Below are 18,678 nucleotides of genomic sequence, written 5' to 3'. Positions count from 1 at the left end.
GGCAAGGCTGCTTGCCGTTTTGGATAGATACCGGAAATTTACGGAATAGTCTACATTCGTTGTGAACGGGACGATAATGCCGCCTGATCGACTGGCGGCGAAGCCACGGGAACACACACAGATGAAACGTTCGATCTTCTGGCTCATGGCGGGCGCGGCGGGTGTCGTGGTCGCGAACAACTACTACAACCAGCCTTTGCTGGCCGAGTTCGCGCTGGCGTTTCACACCAGCGACAGGCAGGCGGGAACCGTATCCGTCGCCGCGCAAACGGGCTATGCGCTCGGACTGCTGCTGTTTGTGCCGCTGGGCGACAAGCTCGAACGCCGTTCGATGCTGCGCACGCTGTTGTGCATCGCCAGCGTGGCGCTCGCCGCGATCGCGCTGTCGCCGACGTTGAACTGGCTCGTCGCGGCCAGTTTCCTGACGGGACTCGTCAGTGTCGCGCCGCAGTTGCTCACGCCGTTCGCGGCACAACTCGCCGGGCCACAGCAACGCGGCCAGGCAGTCGGCATCGTGATGTTCGGCTTGCTGTGCGGCATCCTCGTGTCGCGTACGATATCCGGATCGATTGCGCAGCATTTCGGCTGGCGCGTCGTCTATTGGGTCGCCGCGGCGGCGATGCTCGTCACGGCCGCCGTGCTGTCGCGAACGCTGCCGAGCGCGCAGCCCACGTACACGGGCACGTATCGGCGGCTGATGGGTTCGCTGTGGACGCTGATTCGCGAAGAGGCGCTGATTCGCCAGACCTCGGCGATCGCCGCGCTTCAATTCGCCGCGTTCAGCGCGTTCTGGGCCACGCTGGCGTTTCATCTGCACGCGATGGACGCGCACTACGGCAGCGAGGTCGCGGGCCTGTTCGGCCTGGTCGGCGTGGTCGGCGCATCGGCATCGACGGGGGCGGGCAAGCTGATCGACACGCGCAACCCGCGTCACGTCGTGCTGGCAAGCGGCGCCATCTTCGTCGTGGCCTTTGCGATTCTGGCGGCGACGGGCAACACGATTGCGGGCCTCGTCGCCGGTGTGATCGTTCTCGATCTGGGATTGCAGAGCGGGCATGTCGCGAACATGGCGCGCAATATGAGCATCAAGAGCGACGCGATGAGCCGCATCAACACGCTCTACATGACGATCCGCTTTGCGGGCGGCGCGCTCGGGTCGTCGTTGGGCATCTGGGCGTGGAGCGTATGGCAATGGCCCGGCGTGTGCACGGTTGGACTCGCGCTCGGGTGCGTGTCGGTGATGATTCAGGTGCGCCCGCAGATGGCGGGTGAAGCGCAGCGGGAATGACCGCGTGCGGCGCGCCCGCTCTCAACGGCGCGGTGGAATGCATCGCCATGTGATCGCCACGATCAACAGGAACCCCACATACGCAACCGCGAACATCCAGGCGGGGAAATCGTAGTAGAGCCAGTGGCTCACCCACCGCTGGACGAAACCTTGCTCGACTGTGCCGCCCGTGCGCAGCCGGTCTTCGAGCACGGTGAGCGGGCACGGCACGTCGAGCGCTGCGAGAATCGCAACGACGCCAATGGCCACGAGATGCAGCACGCGGAAAGCGCGATTGCGCACCCAGACGTGCTCCAACGCTGCGCCCGCCCAGATCGCAATCAATCCGCCGACGATAAACAGGACGATCAGCGCATGCAACACGAGCACTGCGTCGGCCAGCCAGACCATGATGTTTCCTGCGCGCTTCTGCCTCGGCCAGGTTCGCATGACACGCGGCAGTGAAGAATCAGGCCGATTGCATTCTCGCTCCGCCAAGGAATTGTGCAGCGTTTCGCTCACCCGTGCTCGACGCGCTTGCGGCGCACGAAATTCCGCGGCGCAGCGTAAACCTGTCGATCCGAGATCCGTGGCTTTTCCAGCGCGTCAACGATGCGCGCGTTTGTGTCCGCGTGCGCAAGTCAATCATCAGGCTTGATGTGCTAGCCTGAATCTTCATCATCCGAGGTGATCCGGCGAGGCGCACGATGGAACTGAGGCATCTGAGAATGTTTTGCGCGGTGGCCGATTGCGGCAGCTTCACGGCAGCGGCTGAAAAAATCCACAACGTTCAGTCGAACGTGACGATGCGTATCAAGGAGCTCGAAGCGGAACTGAACCAGCAGTTGTTCATCCGGCAGAAGAACGGCGTGGTGCTCACATCGGCGGGGCAGATTTTTCTGGGCTACGCGCAACGCATCCTTCAGTTGACGGACGAAAGCCGTAATGCGCTGCTGGACAACGCGTCGCCGCGTGGGCTGCTACGCCTCGGGTCGATGGAAACGACGGCCGCTATCCGTTTGCCGAAAGTGCTGGCGAAGTATCACGTGCAGTTTCCGCAAGTTCAACTGTCGCTGATGACGGGCACGACGAACGAGTTGATCAAGGCGGTCGAATGTCATCGGCTGGATGGCGCGTTCGTCGGCGGCTTTCATCAGAGTTCGTCGCTGCATCAGGAAGAAGTCTTTGAAGAAGAGCTGGTGCTCGTGAGCGGTATCGAGTTCGAGTCGCTTGCTGCGCTCGCGAAGCAGATGTCCGGGCAAACGGTGCTCGCGTTCAGGACAGGCTGTTTCTATCGTTCGACACTCGAAAACTGGTTCTATCACGCCGGCATCATCCCGGGTCAGGTGATGGAGCTAGGCACGCTGGATGGAATCATGTCGTGCGTCGCGGCGGGAATGGGGATTACGTTGTTGCCGCGATCGGTGGTGGAGAGTCATGGCGCGCGGCATGCCGTGCATTGTCATGCGCTTCCGTCGCAGTTCGCGCATGTGAAGACGGTGTTCATCCGCAACAAGGACACGATCGTCACGCCGGCACTGACCGCGATGATCGATCTCGCGCACGAGCAGTTTGCGGTCGACGTCGATGTCAAGACTCCGCCTGTTGGAAGCATACTGACTTCGGCGCTGGCTTCTGTCTATGCGGCGTGACGAACCGGGAGCGGGTGCCTTTCGTCGGTAAGTGTAATTACCGGCGGGATTACGGACATCCATGTCCGATATGTCCGGAACGCCAGTCCATTGATGTCCGGTGTCGGCCGATCCAGAATCAAGCAACGCTTGACTCTCGATTCCAGGCCTCACATGACACCCACCTACACAACTTCGTCCCTTCCCGCGCCCGTTTACTGGCTGGCGCTCGGCGCTTTCGCGATCGGAACGGAAGGCTTCATGATTTCTCCGCTTCTTCCTGGACTCGCGACCGATCTGTCAGTGACGATCGAAACGGCAGGACAGCTGGTGACAGTATTCGCGCTCGCCTACGGCCTCAGTTCCCCTGTCCTGACGGCATTGAGCGGCAGCATGAACCGGCGGACGTTGCTGCTCGCGAGCATGATCGCCTTCGCGCTTTCCAACCTGCTCGCCTTTGCAGCACCGTCCTTCTGGGCCTTGATGGGCGCCCGGGTATTGCTGGCGCTGTCCGCCGGTCTCTATGTGCCGGGCGCGAACGCGCTGGCGAGCGTCATCGTGCCGCCCGAAAGGCGCGGCCGCGCAATCGCGGTGGTGAACGGCGGCATTACGATTGCGATCGCGCTCGGCGTTCCCCTTGGCGCCGTCATCGGCCATGCGCTCGGCTGGCGCATGACTTTTGCAGGTGTCGCGGGACTGGCGGCACTCGCGGTGGCTGGGTTGTTCATCGGCCTGCCGCGCGATATCGGCGCCGGCATTCCGGTTGCGACGCTGCGCGAACGCATCGCGATCGCGCGCAAACCTGTCGTGCTCGCGACGCTGCTCACGACCACGCTCTGGGCCACTGGCGCGTACACGGTTTATACCTATCTCTCGCCGTTTCTCGCTGAAATCACAGGATTGGCCGGCGCGCAGGTCGGCATGGTGATGTTCATGTGGGGGCTCGCCGCTGCGATTGGCGTCGTGTCGGGTGGCACAGCAAACGACCGGTTTGGACCTCTGGCCGTGATCGTTCCCACGATCGCGCTATCAGGCCTCGCCTTCGCCATACTGTCGATCAGCGCGCGCTTTCTGTCGCCGGGCGCCGCGCTCGTGCCGGTGATCGCTGCTATCGCGCTGTGGGGCGTCGCGCACTGGGCGTTTTATCCGGCGCAGCAGGCAAGACTGATCGATATCGCCGGTGTGAAGGTCGCATCGATTGTGTTGTCGCTCAACGCTTCGTTCATGTACATCGGGTTCTCGATAGGAGCCGCGCTCGGTGCGCTCACGTTGGCTCATGCCAGTGTGGGAAGCCTCGGGTGGGTGGCGGCAGTTTGTGAGCTGGCGGCGGTGTTGCTGACGGTCGCGATTATTGCGCGGCCTGCGAGAGTGAATGCAGCTTGTACTGCTGTGGAATGAAGGCTTTCGTTGGCGGAGCTGAAGGTGGCCTTCGCCTCTACTCTCTCTACACGGAGTGCCATGGACTACTCGCCCACTGATCGAGCCCGCGACTATACCGTCGGTTCATCAAACCGGTAGAACTTCACCGACGTACCGCACGAGACGGCCCTTCGCTCGGCTTCATTGGGCAGAAGGTTCAGCAGGGCGTCGAGCGTGCGGCCAAAATCCTGAGATGCCTCAAATTGCGTATGCGGCCAATCACTCCCCCACATCAGGCGATTCACTCCGAATGCCTCAGTCAGAAGCCGAACAGCGTCATGTGCAAAGCGAGGTGTTGAGCGTCCACCCTCCGCGAAGCTCCAGTTTCGATAGGCCGCCGATATCTTGACCCACACCTGGCCTGTGCTCGCCAGATCGAGGAGTCGACGAAAGCCCTCGTCATCGACGCCGAGTGCAGGGTCCGGCCTGCCGAAATGATCGACGACCACATTCAGGCCTTTATCCAGCAGCGGCAGGACGATGTGCTCCAGACGCGCCGCTTCGGCATGGACTTCGACATGCCATCCCAACTGACGAATATGCGCGAGCGTTTCCGGTGTCAGACTCGTTTCGATGGGGAGATCGGGAAGCCCGATGAGGTTCAATCGAATGCCGACGATGCCCGCCCGCGCCATCGTCGTTAGCGCTTCGAGTCCGCAGTCCGGTTCGATGACCGCGACGCCGCGAAGCCGGTCAGGCGCGCGTCGCAAAGCGGCCAGCAGATAGTCGCAATCCGTGCCGAGAAAGCTGGGCTGCACCAGCACGCCACGCGACACATTGTGCGCATCGAGTTGTTCGAGATAGACATCGAGCGGCGCATCGTAGTCGGGCGCATATCGGCGCTGCCGGGCAAGCGGCAGGCCGCGCTCGAATACATGCGCGTGTGCATCGATCAAGGCAAGGTGGGAAAGACGCTGCGCTGCCTGTTGCTCAAGCGCGTCCGAACCCGTTGTTTCGATCATTGACATTACTCTCCGACAAAACTTGCCCGGCTGTCGTCAGAACAGCCGTGCATCAGTGCCGTTGCGCCTGCGTCAGCGTTCCCGTAGGTCCGGCCTCGAATGCCGCTTCGCCGAGTGCGCGGCCGCGCGTCTCGGGCAGCATCAACACGGACAGGACCACGATCGAGTAAGCCGTTCCGGCGTCAATGCCGATCGCCGTTCCAAGCGACATATTGGCGGACATGTGGCCCACGAGCACAGGAAAGCCCGCCGACACCACGCGGCCGAAGTTATAGCAAAAGCCGACACCCGTACCCCGCATGCCACGGGGATAAAGCTCGTTGAAAAGCGCACCCATGCTCGCCGGGATACCCGCTGCGAAGAACCCCAGCGGAAAGCCGAAGAACAGCATGGCGAGATTGCTGAGCGGCAGAAACAGATACGCAACAACCGTCAGCACGCAGCAGATCGCGAAGGTGAGGATGGTTCTGCGTCGGCCGATCCGGTCGAGCAAATGCGCGCTTACGATGCATCCGCAAAAGAACGCGACGATGACGACAGCAAGGTAAGCGCCCGTGCCCAACACCGACAAGTGGCGCTCCGTTTTCAGAAAAGTGGGGAGCCACGTCATCAATGCATAGTACCCACCATGCGCGCCGACCCCGAGCAATGCGCCGATTAGCGTCATGCGCAGCATTTGCGGCGAGAAGATGCCAAAGAACACACCGAACGTCGAACCATCGTCGCGTGCCTGAACGTCGCGCGCCGCCCGCGCGGGCAGCACGGGCTCCCGCACGCCGCGTCGAACATAGAGAATCAGCAACGCGGGGAAGAGGCCGATCCCGAACATCACGCGCCATGCCGTTGCGCCGGGCAGCCACGAGAACATCAACGCGTAGAGCAGCACGGCGGCGCCCCAGCCCACGGCCCATGCGCTCTGCACGCTGCCCATCGCCTTGCCGCGATGTTCCGCACGAATCGTTTCCGCCATCAGGACCGCGCCCGCCGCCCACTCTCCGCCGAAGCCAAAGCCCTGAAGCGTCTTCAGAATCAGGAACTGCGGATAGTTCTGCGCGAACGCGCAAAGAAAAGTGAATACGGAGAAGAACGCGACGGTCCATTGCAGCGTCTTCACGCGGCCCAGCCGGTCCGAGAGCATGCCAGCCACCCAGCCGCCCAGCGCGGAAGCCACCAGAGTCACACCGCTGACCATCCCGGCTTGCGTCCGGCTGATCGACCATTCCGCGATGATGGCTGGAATCACGAGACTGAACATCTGCACATCGAGCGAGTCGAGTGCCCATCCGCCGAAGCACGCCCAGAATGTCCGACGCTCGTTGCCGGACACCTCCTTGAACCACTTGAACATTGCCGTCTCCTGCGTCGTGTATCCCATCGTGGGGATCGAATCGTTCTGGATTGCCAGGTCTTTCGATGTCTAGCGGATCTCGGCCTGGTAAATGAATTCGCTTGCGGGCCCGCGCGAGCGCCGCCATTCCAGCGGTTGCCTGTCATATCCATAAGCGAGCCGTTCGATCACGACGGCGGGCGTACCCGGCTCGATGCGCAGGAGCCGCGCGTGAAGCGGACCGATCGCCTCGACAGTCAGCGTTTCGGTTGCCGACGCGATGACCTGATTGCACTGCGCCTCATACACGGGATAGAGCAGATCGCCGATCTCCGTCAGTTCGAGTTGTGCAAACGCGGCGAAGCGGTCGAACGGGAGCCAGATTTCTTCCGCGAGCATCGGCACGCCATCGATCAACCGAAGACGCGACATCTGAATGACCTTGGCCCCATTCGGAATCTGCAAGGTCGCGGCGACTGCCGACGGCGCCTCCACGACCTCGCGGCGCAGGATGCGGCTCTCGGGAATGCGCCGCTCGCCCTGCCGGGTCTGGAATCTGAAGAACCTGAAGAGAGAACTGTCGAAGCTCGCGCGGCGCACAAACGTTCCGCGCCCCTGGAACCGCTCCAGCAGGCCTTCTGCGACCAGCAGATCGACGGCTTTACGGACGGTGCCGACAGCGACGTCGTAGCTTTTCGCGAGCGCCTGCTCGGTCGGAATGGCTTCACCGGGCCGCCAGTGGCGGGCAGCGACCAGTGCAACCATTTCGTCGCGCAAGCGCTGGTAGCGGGGCAGTCGATCATCGGCGTGCATGCTTTCCTCCGTCAAATTCATATATATGTTTGCATGAGTTTATCGTTTTGACCGATCGGGAATTACCCTGAAATCACGGCAACCTCTTGACATGACGGGTTTATACCCATTGTTGACATACAAAATTCAACTAAACATATATATGAATTTTTAACTGGAGACTGGTTGTGGCCCAAACCCTGACAGACGAGCAGATCGTCGTAAAGAAAATCGCGTGGCGGTTGATGCCGCTGTTGATTGTCATGTTCCTGATCGCCTTCATCGACAGGCAAAACGTGGGCTTCGCCAAGTTGCAGATGCTCGGCGCCCTGGGAATGTCCGAAGCCTCATACGGATTGGGGGCGTCACTTTTCTTCATCGGCTATCTTCTGTTCGAAGTGCCGAGCACGCTCGCGCTTCATCGCTTCGGCGCGCGTTTGTGGCTCGCACGCATCATGGCGACGTGGGGCGCTGTCACGGTCGCGATGGCCTTCACGCATTCGATGGGCTTGTTCTATGTTTTTCGCTTTGCGTTGGGCGTGGCGGAGGCTGGCTTTTATCCTGGCGTCATCTTTTACCTGACGCTGTGGTTCCCGCAGAGCCATCGCACGCGCATGCTCGGCTTCTTCACGCTTGGCAGCGCGCTGGCAAACATGCTCGGCTCACTCGCAGGCGGCCTGCTTCTGTCGTTCGACGGCAGTCTTGGCCTTGCGGGCTGGCAGTGGGTATTCGTCGCAACGGGCGCACCCGCCATCGTCGTCGCCTTGATTGCCTTGCGTTACCTGCCGGAATCCGTCGAGCGCGCGGGGTTTCTGTCGAGCGAAGAGAAAAACCTCATCGTCACCGCAATCAGGCGTGAAGCACCGACCGAGGCTGTATCCGAGCACCCATGGCGTGCTCTCATCGACAAACGCGTGCTGATGTTCGCTTGCGGCTACATGCTGATGTCGACCTCGCTCTATGGCGTGACCTACTGGATGCCGACGCTGCTCAAGAGCGGCGGTGTCTCGCACTCGCTCAATGGCTTGCTGAACATGATTCCGTGGTTGCTTGCCGCGCTGCTTCTGCTCTGGTTGCCGGCCAGACTCAAGCGCGAAGACGTGGTGCTCAAGGCGATGGCGATGGTGGCCGGTGTCGGCGTGATCGGCTTCGCGCTGAGTCTCGTCCTGCCTGGTTTGCCGCTGCGCTTCGCAGCCCTCGTTCTTGGAGGCGCATGTATCCCGCTGCTTTACCCGTGTTTCTGGTCGCTTCCGCCGCGCTTCTTTACCGGCGCGCGCGCCGCCGCAAGCATTGCGGCGATCAATTCGATCGGCAATCTCGGCGGCTTCTTTGCGCAGAATCTGATGCCTTACGTCGGGAAGCTCGCGGGTAACGCCAGTGCGCCGATGCTAGTGCCCGTAATCTGCCTGACACTGCTCGGAGCTGGACTGTCGGTCGCGTGGGTCTCGAACGGGCGCACCACACGCGAACAGGTTGCCACAGGACAGTAAGTCCCGTGCCAGCTCCGACGGTTCTTTGTACAGATAGTGTGCCTACCCCCTTTACGGAGTTGCGCACACTATCTGTTGGCAGGGCTGGTTGCACTCATCAAGCTATGGCGCCGCAAAGCTGCCGTATGCACGGCGGGTGTGTCTGACTGATGGCTTACGGTGATGGCGGCTGACGCATACAGTCCGCCATCAAGCATCGTCCTTCAATGCTGCCAGACGGATAGTCGCGGATAGTCGCGCGAGCCCATCTCACCGGCCACGGGCAATGACGCAAGTTGCCCAAAAAAGTGGCCACGTTGTTAGCTTCACGAAATGTTCTTCGGCGTCACAGGTGTTGTAACCGAAGCGGTCTGGACCCCCTTCGCTCGCGCTGAGAGAATGCGCAGACCCGCTACAAACCGGAGATCGACTTGTGCCCTTGAGCGGGCCTACCGGCAAACAGCGCAGCTGTAGAAGTGGCATGCTACTTACCCACTTACCTGACATATCAGATAAATGCTGATGACTGGCACATTACGCCGTTTCGCCGCATCCAGTGTGCATGTCATGACGCGATGGGAATTGACACGCGCGAACCGACTCGAAGGGGTCCATTTTGAGTAAAGAGCTTATCCACCGTGCTGGGAGTAACGCCCCAAACAATGGAACCTTACAGACGCCGTGGGGCTACATTGTCCGCAGCATCGCACTGATTGTGCTAGCGGTTTTTCCGTCGGTCATATGCGCCTATCTTGCGCAAACCTCAGCACATTGGAGTCTGTTCGAACGTTCCGGATCGATAGTAACAATCACTGGCCTGCTACTGGCATCACGCCACTATTTTGCGTACACCGTGACTAATCTGGTTGTAGCTCGCACAAAGGAAGGCACCGGATCCAAGGCTGGCAAAGTTCTGACCGATGTCCTGGCTGGCAGGCGCGGGCTAACGCTTTCGGCGTTTGGGACGCTCATTTGGGGATGGGGAGTGTTTCTGCGATGGTGGAGCTTTGCCGTGCTGGCGCTGTGGGTGGCATTTGTGATCTACCGGGCATTTCGCGATCCAGTATTGCAACGCCGACGCGACGACGTGTTGCCGCGCGTGACGAACGTCAATAAAAAGTTCCGAAACAAGCCCGAACGCCGGTGCAGACGTATGACCCCTGATCGCCGTCCGCAAACCGGCCAGACGTTGCCGGTATTCGCTTTCGCGGAATGACGACGTCGGCGGCTCAAGGGCATCTCTCACTGATACATCCCATTAGGCAGCCGACCGTGATACGGCGTATCGCGGCAGTGCCCCCACGGCCCCAGCCAGTATCCCGGCGGGCATGCATAATTCGAAACGGGTGCAGCCGGTGCCGCATAGACCACAGGCGATTGCACGATAACGGGCGCCGAATAGCGGCATTGGCCCCAGACGTTACGCCAACCTCCCGGCCCGCAGCCCTGCGCGGCTTCTGCCGTGCCGATCGACAATGCCAGTGCCGTTGCCGCTACTGCGATTGATGCAATGTGCTTGCGATTCACGATTCGCTCCTGTCGCGTCGTTTGAATTCTGTTGCTGACAGAAACTATTGTGCGGATCGACTCTTAGCAAAGAACGAGTGCGTATCGAGCAACGCCCGCCGACGCCTTTCCGCTCACTTGGCCAACTGCGTCGAATACAACTCCATTAACCATTCGATAAAAATGTCGACCCGCCTCGGCCTCGTCCGGTTAGGCATATACACAACGGAAACCGGCCGGGGATTCGAAGGATAGTCTCGCAACACCATATTCAGCCTGCCAGCTCGTACGTGGGCATCGAGTATGAAGGTGCCGCCCTGTATCAGCCCGAGGCCCGCCAGCCCGCACGCCACGTAGGTATCGGCGTCGTTCACGAGGATCGCGCTCTTCAGTGGAATGGTACGGACCTCGTCCCCGTCGATGAACTCCCAACCTCTGATACGGCCTGACTTCATCGCGTAGCTGACACCGATGTGGTCGCTGAGGTCACTCAATGTAACGGGCTCGCCATACGCCCGAATATAGTCGGGCGACGCGTAGGTCAGCGTCTTGTAGATACCCACTGTCTTGGCGATCAGTCCCAGTTCGCTCACCGGTCCCACGCGCACCGCGCAGTCAAGCCCATCCTCAATCAGATCGGGGTGTTGATCGGCAATGCTGATGTCGAGTTGAATGTCGGGATTATTGGCGAAGAAGTCCGGCAGCTGCGGAATCACGACGGACTTCGCGACCAGTGAGGGCATGCTCACGCGGACCTTTCCGCTATTGCTTCCCTTCGATGCCTGCGCGTCGGCGTCCATTTCCTCCAGGTCTCGCAGAAGCGCCACGCAACGTTCGTAATAGCGAATGCCCGCATCAGTCGGCTTGCTTCGCCGCGTTGTCCGGTTCAGAAGCTTCACGCCCAAATCCGACTCCAGAGCCTGAACCATACGCGTTACATAGACAGTCGACGTATGCAGTACTTCGGCGGCACCCGTGAAGCTATTCGATTCGATCACCTTCACGTACGCCTTGATTGCAGAGACCTTGTCCATCGTATGCTTGCGTGTCGCCTTTTAAATTTCGACAATTGACCTGCAGTGCCGTGTGCACTTCTCGGGCAAGGCGAATCGGTGTGACCGTGTCCGACTCGCCTTTTCCGCCGTCTTATTCGTCAATCGCTGCGTGCAGGAACTTCTCCTGACGCGCGAGGTGCATCGACTTGTATCCCGGCGCGGTCGATGCGGTCGCCTCAGGTCCGATATAACGCAGTGTTGCAGGTGCCTTCACAATCTCCAGCAGTTGCTCCATGACGAAATTCCACGAACCCTGATTCTTTGACTCTTCCTGACACCACACCACGCTCTTCAGATTCGGATAGCGCTCCAGTTCCGAACTGATCTGCTTCGCGGGGAACGGATACAACTGCTCAACGCGAATCAAAGCGATGTTGTCCTTTCCGGATTTACGCCGACGCTCGAGAAGTTCGTAATAGACCTTGCCCGAACACAGGATGACCCGGTCGACCTTGGACGCCGCTTCCTTCGTCGGCGATTCGGCGAGGATCTCGTTGAATCGTCCTTTGGCGAGATCATCGAGACTGCTGACAGCCTCCGGGTGGCGCAGAAGCGACTTCGGCGTCATCACAATGAGGGGAACGCGATCGTGCAGCACCGCCTGCATCCGCAGCAGGTGGAAAATCTGGGCCGGCGTCGTGGGCTGACAGACGCGCATATTGTCCTGCGCACAAAGTTGCAGATAGCGCTCGAGGCGCGCAGACGCGTGCTCCGGACCTTCGCCTTCCTGCCCATGCGGCAGCAACATCGTCACGCCACTACGTTGTCCCCACTTGGCAGCGCCCGCCGACAGGAAGTTGTCGATCACGACCTGTGCCCCGTTGGCGAAGTCGCCGAACTGCGCCTCCCACAGCACGAGTGAATTTTGTCGAACCACCGAGTATCCATACTCGAAGCCCAGAACGGCACCCTCGGACAACACCGAGTTGGTGACCGAAAACCGCCCCTGGTCATCCGACACATGCTCCAACGGAACATAAGTGCCTTCTGCCCGACTCGCCCGGTTCTGATCGTGCAACACCGCATGTCGATGGCTGAAGGTACCGCGTTCGCTGTCCTGACCGCTTAGGCGCACGTCGATACCTGCGGAAAGGAGTGACGCGAAGGCCATATGCTCCGCCATACCCCAGTCGAGCGGACGCTTGCCTTCCGCCATGTCACGGCGCGCAGACACCACTCTTCCAACAAGCGGATGCAGCGAATACTGATCCGGAATGCTGGTGATCTTCAGTGCAAGCTTTTGAACAAGGTCCAGTAACGGCGGCGCGTAATAGATACGGCTGACGTTTCCATCGAGCAGTTGTGGCCAGTTCTCTTCTTCGTTCTCTTGAGCGGCCGGCTTCTTCTCTTCGACCGATTGAGCCGTGTCGAGACGCTCACGGTAGTCATGGACATACTTCTCCACGTCTTCCGCCGTCAGAAGCTGCTGGTCCACCAGTTTCCTTGCATAGAGCGTACGGACGCCAGGGTGACCCGCAATGGAACGATACATCATCGGCTGCGTGATGTTGGGCGTGTCCTGTTCCTGGTGGCCGTGGCGGCGGAAACAAACCAGTTCGATCACGACACTCTTGTTGAACGTCGCGCGAAAGTCGATGGCAAGACGCGTTGCGGCAATCACGGCCTCGGGGTCGTCGCCGTTCACGTGCAGCACGGGTGCCTCGATCATCTTCGCAATGTCGGTGCAATAGAACGACGACCGCACGTCTCTCGGGTCGGAAGTCGTGAATCCGACCTGGTTGTTCACCACCACATGTATCGTGCCGCCCGTTCCGTAGCCCCGCGTGTTCGACAGGTTCATCGTCTCCATGACGATGCCCTGACCTGAAACCGCGGCGTCGCCGTGGATCTCCACCGGCAGGACCGCACTTGCGCCCTGACCCAATACTTCAGCGCGCGCGCGAGCAATGCCTTGCACAACCGGGTTGACGACTTCAAGGTGCGACGGATTGAACGCGAGCGTCACTTCGGCAGGCCCGGTTGCCGTTGGGAGCAAGCCGGTAAAGCCCTTGTGATACTTCACGTCGCCGGCCGGAAGCAGATGCGCGGTCTTTCCCTCGAACTCGTCGAACAGCGCAGCCGGCGGCTTTCCGACAATATTGACGAGAACGTTCAGGCGTCCGCGATGCGCCATGCCGAGAATCGAACTCTTGACGCCCTTCGTCGCACCGTATGCCACCAGTTCGTCCAGCAGGACGATGAGCGACTCTCCGCCCTCGAGCGAGAAACGCTTTTGGCCGACATAGCGGGCATGCAGATATTTTTCCAGCCCTTCGGCAGCAGTCAGACGTTCGAGGATGTGCAGCTTGTCGCCGTTATCGAGTGCGGCTTTCGAACGCGACGACTCGAGCCGCATGGACCACCAGTTGCGCTGTTCCGGATCAGCCAGATACATGAACTCGGCGCCCAGCGTTCCGCAATAGGTTTCTTTTAGCGCCTGCATCAGGTCGCCCAGCGTTTCGACCTGGTCCGAAAAGTGAGCACCCGACATGCTGAACTTCGTGTTCATGTCCGCGTGGGACAGATCGTAGTAGCTCGAATTCAGTTCAGGCACTGGCACGGGAGCGGTCCAGCGCAGCGGATCCAGATGGGCATTGCGAGTTCCAACCATACGATAGGCTGAAATCAATGCCTGTACGGCGACCTGCTTGCGGGCGAAACTCAGTACGTCGTTCTCCGAGCGCCCTGCCGTGCGCGTCTGCTTCGCCAGTTCGACGAAACGCGACACGACGGGTCCATGCGCGACGTCACCTGTATCCGATCCATCGACAGCCGGCACGTCCTGCAACGCGTCGAAATAGCCGCGCCAATCCTCCGACACCGTGGTCGGGTCCGCAAGATAAGTTTCGTATTGCTCTTCGACGTAAGGAGCATTGCCTCCAAACAGGAAGGAGGTTTTCCGATTCCGCGTAATCATGGTGATTCCGTCCTCAGTCGGGCTCACACCCGATATCTGTCACAAATCCGAGCCAGACAGCACCTGTTGCTGCCTTGGCCGAGCCAACGCTTTCACAGGTACACGAAGACAAAATCCGACTGCGAAAAGAGGGCGCATCTAGCGCCATCCGTTCCGAGTCCAACTGTGCATTACCTCGTGGCTCCTGCCACCAGGTTCCTGTGCCTGCCAGGATCAGCAATCTCTTGACCGCTGATAAGAACAGTTTAGGTTGCGTGGATAGGCACCGTCGCTTTAGCTATGACGGTCTTGGGACATTCACCGCCCGTTTCTGGTCATCGTCTCTATAAGGCCAGAATTTCGTGTATTGGACGGGTAGCGTGCGGCGCGAAGGCTGCGATCGGAGCGGAGCCTTTTACGTGCCAAGGCTTCGTTGTTCAGAAGCCCCGGCGCGCATCTATCTAAACGATGTCAAAACCGGTGAATGATCCCTACGCCAGCCGCGAACAGACTACGCGACGAGGAAGGCGTCGACTGAAAGCCATCGCCGATCGTCGCAGTCGCATTGATGATGCTGTGGCCATTCGATCCCAACGTCTGACCATTTGCACGCTGATACGCCTGCAACGCATATACGCCCGTTCTTCTGGATAGGGAGTAGTACTCGGACAGTGTGACCTGTTGATATTGAGCGCTGCTCTTGATGCCGTTGGCTTCCGTAGCGCGTGTGTAACTGTAACCGGCAGCGAAGTCCCACACGGGCGCCGCCTTCCAGTGCAGCACCATCCCGCCAGTATTGAAGGTCGCCTGGTCGCGGAACGCCGAGCCCGCGCCCGGGATGTATTGGACGTTCGTATACGTCGCCGTCACGTCGAACTGACTGTTGATCGTGTAGCCTGCGCCCACCGCGAAGCGCTGTTGCGCCTGCGCTGTCTGGTAGCCATTGGTGACGGCCGACACACCCGTCTGTGCCCCGGCATTCGACGTCGCCGAATCGGCACCGAACGCGCCGCCACCGCGTGTCGAATTGTTGATGCGCGAAAACGCCGCCGCTACACCGAATGCGCCTCGCGTGTACTGGAGTCCCGCTGCCCACGTCGAACCCTGATTCACGCTGCCCGGTACGCCCGCCAACGAATATGAAGCGCTAACCTTGAGACCATACCAACTGGGCGACATGTACTCGATCGTGTTATTCGTACGATAGATCGTGTCCAGCCCATCGAGGTCGCCCGGGTGTGCGCCGTAGAAGCCCGAAAGCCATGTTACCGGGCTGTAGGGTGCGAGCAACTGGTAATACGACGCGTATTGGCGTCCTGCCGTTAGCGCGCCGTACCGCTCGTTGGTCACGCCGACAAACGCCTGCCGGTTGAACATCAAGCCGTTGACGGACTGCGCCCCAGTTGCACTGTTAAAGCCCTCCTCCAGCTGGAACACTGCTTTCGTACCGCCGCCCAGATCTTCCGTGCCTTTCAGGCCGAACCGGCTGCCGGCCCATACGCCGTTGATTATCTTGACGGCGGAGTGCCCACCCGAGGTCGAGCCCAACGTTGTCTGACTTGATTGATAACCGAAGCCCGTGTCGATGATGCCGTAGAGCGTCACGCTGCTTTGCGCAAAGACAGGCGCAGTAACTGTCATTGCCACGACGGACAGTCCCATCCGGACTTCGAGATAACGTCTCATGATCTTTAATTCCTTCTTTGTGTGCGTCGACAGCTGTCGCCTTTGACATCCGGCTCGCAGTCGATCGTTGCTTTTTCCTGGTCCACGCCAACTTTTGCTGCCCGAAAAGCAGTGCTCAGAAGCACCAGGGGGAAACCGGAATCATGCTTTTGAGGGTCAGCAAAAGTGGCTGCTCACTGTATCGTCTACAGTGCTTTGGCGAAGCCACGGACGCAGTGGTTCTGAGACATCTTCGTTCCGTTTCTGGTCATGACTTTTGTATTGAGGAAACGAGATGTTGCATGTGGCCGAAACTTGCTGATCTAGACCTGCTCGCTGATCCGCGCAATATCGGCACAAAGCCATTCGGCCAATTCACGGATCGCGTTTTCATTACGCGAGAAGAACACCCACTGTCCAACCTTTTGCGTTTTGATCAAGCCGGCCCGCTCAAGCTGGGACAGATGGCCTGACACCGTCGACTGCGACAGGCCGCTTCGAGCGTGCAGCATGCCCGCCGACACAGCTCGCAGCGCGCAATACTCGGCTTCCGTAAAGTACGCGTCCGGATTGGCCAGCCACTGCAGTACTTTTCGACGGAATGGATGCGCCAACGCCCGGATGGCTGCATCGAAGTCAATCGTCGTTCCGGTCGTGCTCATTGCTGACATATCCTGTGCGATGCCTCAGACGGCGTCAAAGAGATCAAAGTGGCGGCCAGTGAATACCCGCACCGTCTCGAGTACCCCTGCCGCGTCCAGGCCATTCAGTTCGAGCAGTCTGGAGCGGTCGCCGTGCCGAATGAATTCATCTGGAAGTCCAACACGCAATACAGGCACCGCCAGCCCTTCAGCCGCGATATGTTCGGCACATGCGGCACCCGCGCCGCCCGTCACCGTGCCTTCTTCGATCGTCACGATCACGTCGTGCGATCTTGCGACCGTCAGCAACAAGTCCTCATCCAGTGGCTTGGCGAAACGCATGTCCACCACCGTCGCGTCGATTTCCTGCGCCACTTCCATTGCGACCGACAGCAGCGGCCCAAATGCAAGGAACGCCACGCGTTGATCACCCTGTTCACCCGCTGAGCGGCGGATGATCCCCTTTCCAAAGGGAAGAATCTCGTTCGTGTGTCCGATAACGTCGGAGCCTGTCTTCGCACGGGGATAACGGACGGCGCACGGCCCCGGATAGGCGAGCGCCGTGTTCAGCATCAGATAGCACTCTCTCTCATCGGACGGTGTCATCACGACCATGTTGGGAATGCAACGCAGCGCCGCGATATCGAACGCGCCAAGGTGAGTCGCGCCGTCGCCTCCCGCTATACCGGCGCGATCGACGGCAAACAAAACGGGCAGTTCTTGCAACGCGACATCGTGAATCAGCTGGTCGTAGCCGCGCTGAAGGAATGTCGAATAGATGGCGACGACTGGCCGCATCCCTTCTGTCGCAAGGCCGGCGGCAACTGTCACCGCGTGCTGTTCAGCGATACCCACGTCGATGTAGCGATCGGGATATCGTTGCTCGAATTCGACCAGACAGGAGCCTTCGCGCATTGCGGGCGTGATACCGATGATTCGATCATCCTTCTCCGCCGAATCACAAAGCCACTGGCCGAATACCTGGCTATAAGTGCGCTTGCCGCCTGCGGAGGAAATCAATCCGTCGACCAGATCGAAAGGACCTGGGCCGTGGTATGTGACGGGATCGAGTTCCGCGCGTTCATAACCGCGTCCCTTCTGGGTCACGACATGGATGACATGCGGACGGGTGCGAGTCTTTGCGTCTCGCAGTACGGCAAGCAGTGTCGGAATGTCATGTCCGTCGATGGGTCCGACGTAGTCGAGACCGAGCGCTTCGAATAGCGAAGATTCGTCATCGCGCCATTTCCCGGTCAGCGACTGAAGATGATCGTTCAGACTTCCGACGGCGGGTGAAATCGACATTCCGTTGTCGTTCAGGATGATCGTCAGCGGCAATTCCTTGCAGGAACCTGCGTGATTGAGCGCCTCGTACGCCATACCAGCCGATAGCGCACCATCCCCGATGATTGCCACGGCGCGCGCGCCACGATTGCGCAGTGCCAAAGCCATGCCGACAGCCGCCGATATCGAAGTCCCCGCGTGTCCCACGCCGAACGCATCGTAGGGGGATTCTTCGCGCGTGGGAAAGCCTGCCATTCCGCCCACTTTGCGCACGCTTGCCATTCCCGCTTTGCGGCCGGTCAAAATCTTGTGCGGATAGCTCTGGTGGCCGACGTCCCACACCAGACGATCGTTTGGTGTATCGAATGCATAGTGAAGTGCAACAGTCAGTTCGACCACGCCGAGACTCGACGCGAAGTGGCCGCCCGTCGCCGATACGCTTTCAAGCAGAAACTCGCGAATCTCGTCCGCAACACGCTGGAGTTTGCTCTCTCCAAGACCCCGCAGTCTTGATGGCGAATCGATGCTGTCAAGTAAACTCATTACATTCCAATCCTGATGTTCAACGAGGCAATCAGGGTCTTCCCAACGCCCGCTGTCTGCAATACTAAGGTTTCCGCGCGATGATCTTTGGCCATTGTTCACCGACCGCAGGACAAGTTTCGAAAGCGCGTGCTCACGCTCGCGCGAGGCTCGATTTCGAAGCAATCTGGCCTGAATCGACAACAGAAAATGTTCAACCTCAACGTCGATTCGTGACCTAA

15 protein-coding genes are annotated in these 18,678 nt (G+C 59.8%); 5 read left to right on the top strand and 10 right to left on the bottom strand.

What is annotated here, in order from left to right; translation table 11 throughout:
• Positions 1-121 precede the first annotated feature (121 nt).
• Positions 122-1,288 (top strand): MFS transporter, encoded by a 1,167-nt coding sequence (locus SB822_RS19070; protein WP_410855408.1) that lies wholly within the window; start codon positions 122-124, stop codon positions 1,286-1,288.
• 21 nt (positions 1,289-1,309) lie between these two features.
• On the opposite strand, the gene SB822_RS19065 is transcribed toward SB822_RS19070, so the two are convergent.
• Complete coding sequence (locus SB822_RS19065) at positions 1,310-1,678, bottom strand: DUF2784 domain-containing protein (protein ID WP_007584350.1); 369 nt, start codon at positions 1,676-1,678, stop codon at positions 1,310-1,312.
• A 296-nt stretch (positions 1,679-1,974) separates the two neighbouring features.
• Between SB822_RS19065 and SB822_RS19060 the strand changes: the two genes are divergently transcribed.
• On the top strand, positions 1,975-2,919 hold the full coding sequence (locus SB822_RS19060; protein WP_007742064.1) for a LysR family transcriptional regulator: 945 nt from the start codon (positions 1,975-1,977) through the stop codon (positions 2,917-2,919).
• A 153-nt stretch (positions 2,920-3,072) separates the two neighbouring features.
• A complete protein-coding gene (locus SB822_RS19055; protein ID WP_007584347.1) occupies positions 3,073-4,296 on the top strand; it encodes an MFS transporter in 1,224 nt (407 codons plus the stop codon).
• A gap of 92 nt (positions 4,297-4,388) precedes the next feature.
• On the opposite strand, the gene SB822_RS19050 is transcribed toward SB822_RS19055, so the two are convergent.
• The 3 genes from SB822_RS19050 to SB822_RS19040 form a co-directional block, all read right to left on the bottom strand.
• Positions 4,389-5,279, bottom strand: a complete 891-nt coding sequence (locus tag SB822_RS19050; RefSeq protein WP_086918353.1) for an amidohydrolase family protein — start codon at positions 5,277-5,279, stop codon at positions 4,389-4,391.
• 52 nt (positions 5,280-5,331) lie between these two features.
• Positions 5,332-6,627 carry an MFS transporter gene (locus SB822_RS19045; RefSeq protein ID WP_410855407.1) on the bottom strand — a complete coding sequence of 432 codons (1,296 nt, stop codon included), beginning with the start codon at positions 6,625-6,627 and terminating at the stop codon, positions 5,332-5,334.
• Positions 6,628-6,696: 69 nt separating this feature from the next.
• Positions 6,697-7,419, bottom strand: coding sequence for a GntR family transcriptional regulator (locus SB822_RS19040; RefSeq protein ID WP_007584340.1), 723 nt, complete (start codon positions 7,417-7,419; stop codon positions 6,697-6,699).
• Positions 7,420-7,643: 224 nt separating this feature from the next.
• Between SB822_RS19040 and SB822_RS19035 the strand changes: the two genes are divergently transcribed.
• Together SB822_RS19035 and SB822_RS19030 are read left to right on the top strand one after the other, a co-directional pair.
• Complete coding sequence (locus SB822_RS19035) at positions 7,644-8,888, top strand: MFS transporter (RefSeq protein WP_410855441.1); 1,245 nt, start codon at positions 7,644-7,646, stop codon at positions 8,886-8,888.
• Positions 8,889-9,483: 595 nt separating this feature from the next.
• Positions 9,484-10,083, top strand: coding sequence for a hypothetical protein (locus SB822_RS19030; protein WP_410855406.1), 600 nt, complete (start codon positions 9,484-9,486; stop codon positions 10,081-10,083).
• 26 nt (positions 10,084-10,109) lie between these two features.
• Here SB822_RS19030 and SB822_RS19025 read toward each other — a convergent pair whose 3' ends face one another.
• The 6 genes from SB822_RS19025 to dxs form a co-directional block, all read right to left on the bottom strand.
• On the bottom strand, positions 10,110-10,394 hold the full coding sequence (locus tag SB822_RS19025) for a GCG_CRPN prefix-to-repeats domain-containing protein (RefSeq protein WP_007584334.1): 285 nt from the start codon (positions 10,392-10,394) through the stop codon (positions 10,110-10,112).
• 113 nt (positions 10,395-10,507) lie between these two features.
• Positions 10,508-11,407 (bottom strand): LysR family transcriptional regulator, encoded by a 900-nt coding sequence (locus SB822_RS19020; protein WP_079491087.1) that lies wholly within the window; start codon positions 11,405-11,407, stop codon positions 10,508-10,510.
• Positions 11,408-11,519: 112 nt separating this feature from the next.
• Positions 11,520-14,345: a 2-oxoglutarate dehydrogenase E1 component gene (locus SB822_RS19015; RefSeq protein WP_410855405.1), complete on the bottom strand. Its 2,826-nt coding sequence runs from the start codon at positions 14,343-14,345 to the stop codon at positions 11,520-11,522.
• 450 nt (positions 14,346-14,795) lie between these two features.
• Entirely contained in the window at positions 14,796-15,986 is a 1,191-nt protein-coding gene (locus tag SB822_RS19010) for a porin (protein WP_039900855.1), read from the bottom strand.
• A gap of 326 nt (positions 15,987-16,312) precedes the next feature.
• Positions 16,313-16,651, bottom strand: coding sequence for an ArsR/SmtB family transcription factor (locus tag SB822_RS19005; protein ID WP_007742073.1), 339 nt, complete (start codon positions 16,649-16,651; stop codon positions 16,313-16,315).
• 24 nt (positions 16,652-16,675) lie between these two features.
• Positions 16,676-18,457 carry a 1-deoxy-D-xylulose-5-phosphate synthase gene (gene dxs, locus SB822_RS19000; RefSeq protein WP_410855404.1) on the bottom strand — a complete coding sequence of 594 codons (1,782 nt, stop codon included), beginning with the start codon at positions 18,455-18,457 and terminating at the stop codon, positions 16,676-16,678.
• Positions 18,458-18,678 lie beyond the last annotated feature (221 nt).

This window comes from Paraburkholderia sp. SIMBA_054, assembly GCF_046534875.1.
Classification (GTDB): domain Bacteria; phylum Pseudomonadota; class Gammaproteobacteria; order Burkholderiales; family Burkholderiaceae; genus Paraburkholderia; species Paraburkholderia hospita.
Note: the sequence above shows the minus strand (reverse complement) of the source record. Positions and strands in the feature narration are given on the sequence as shown.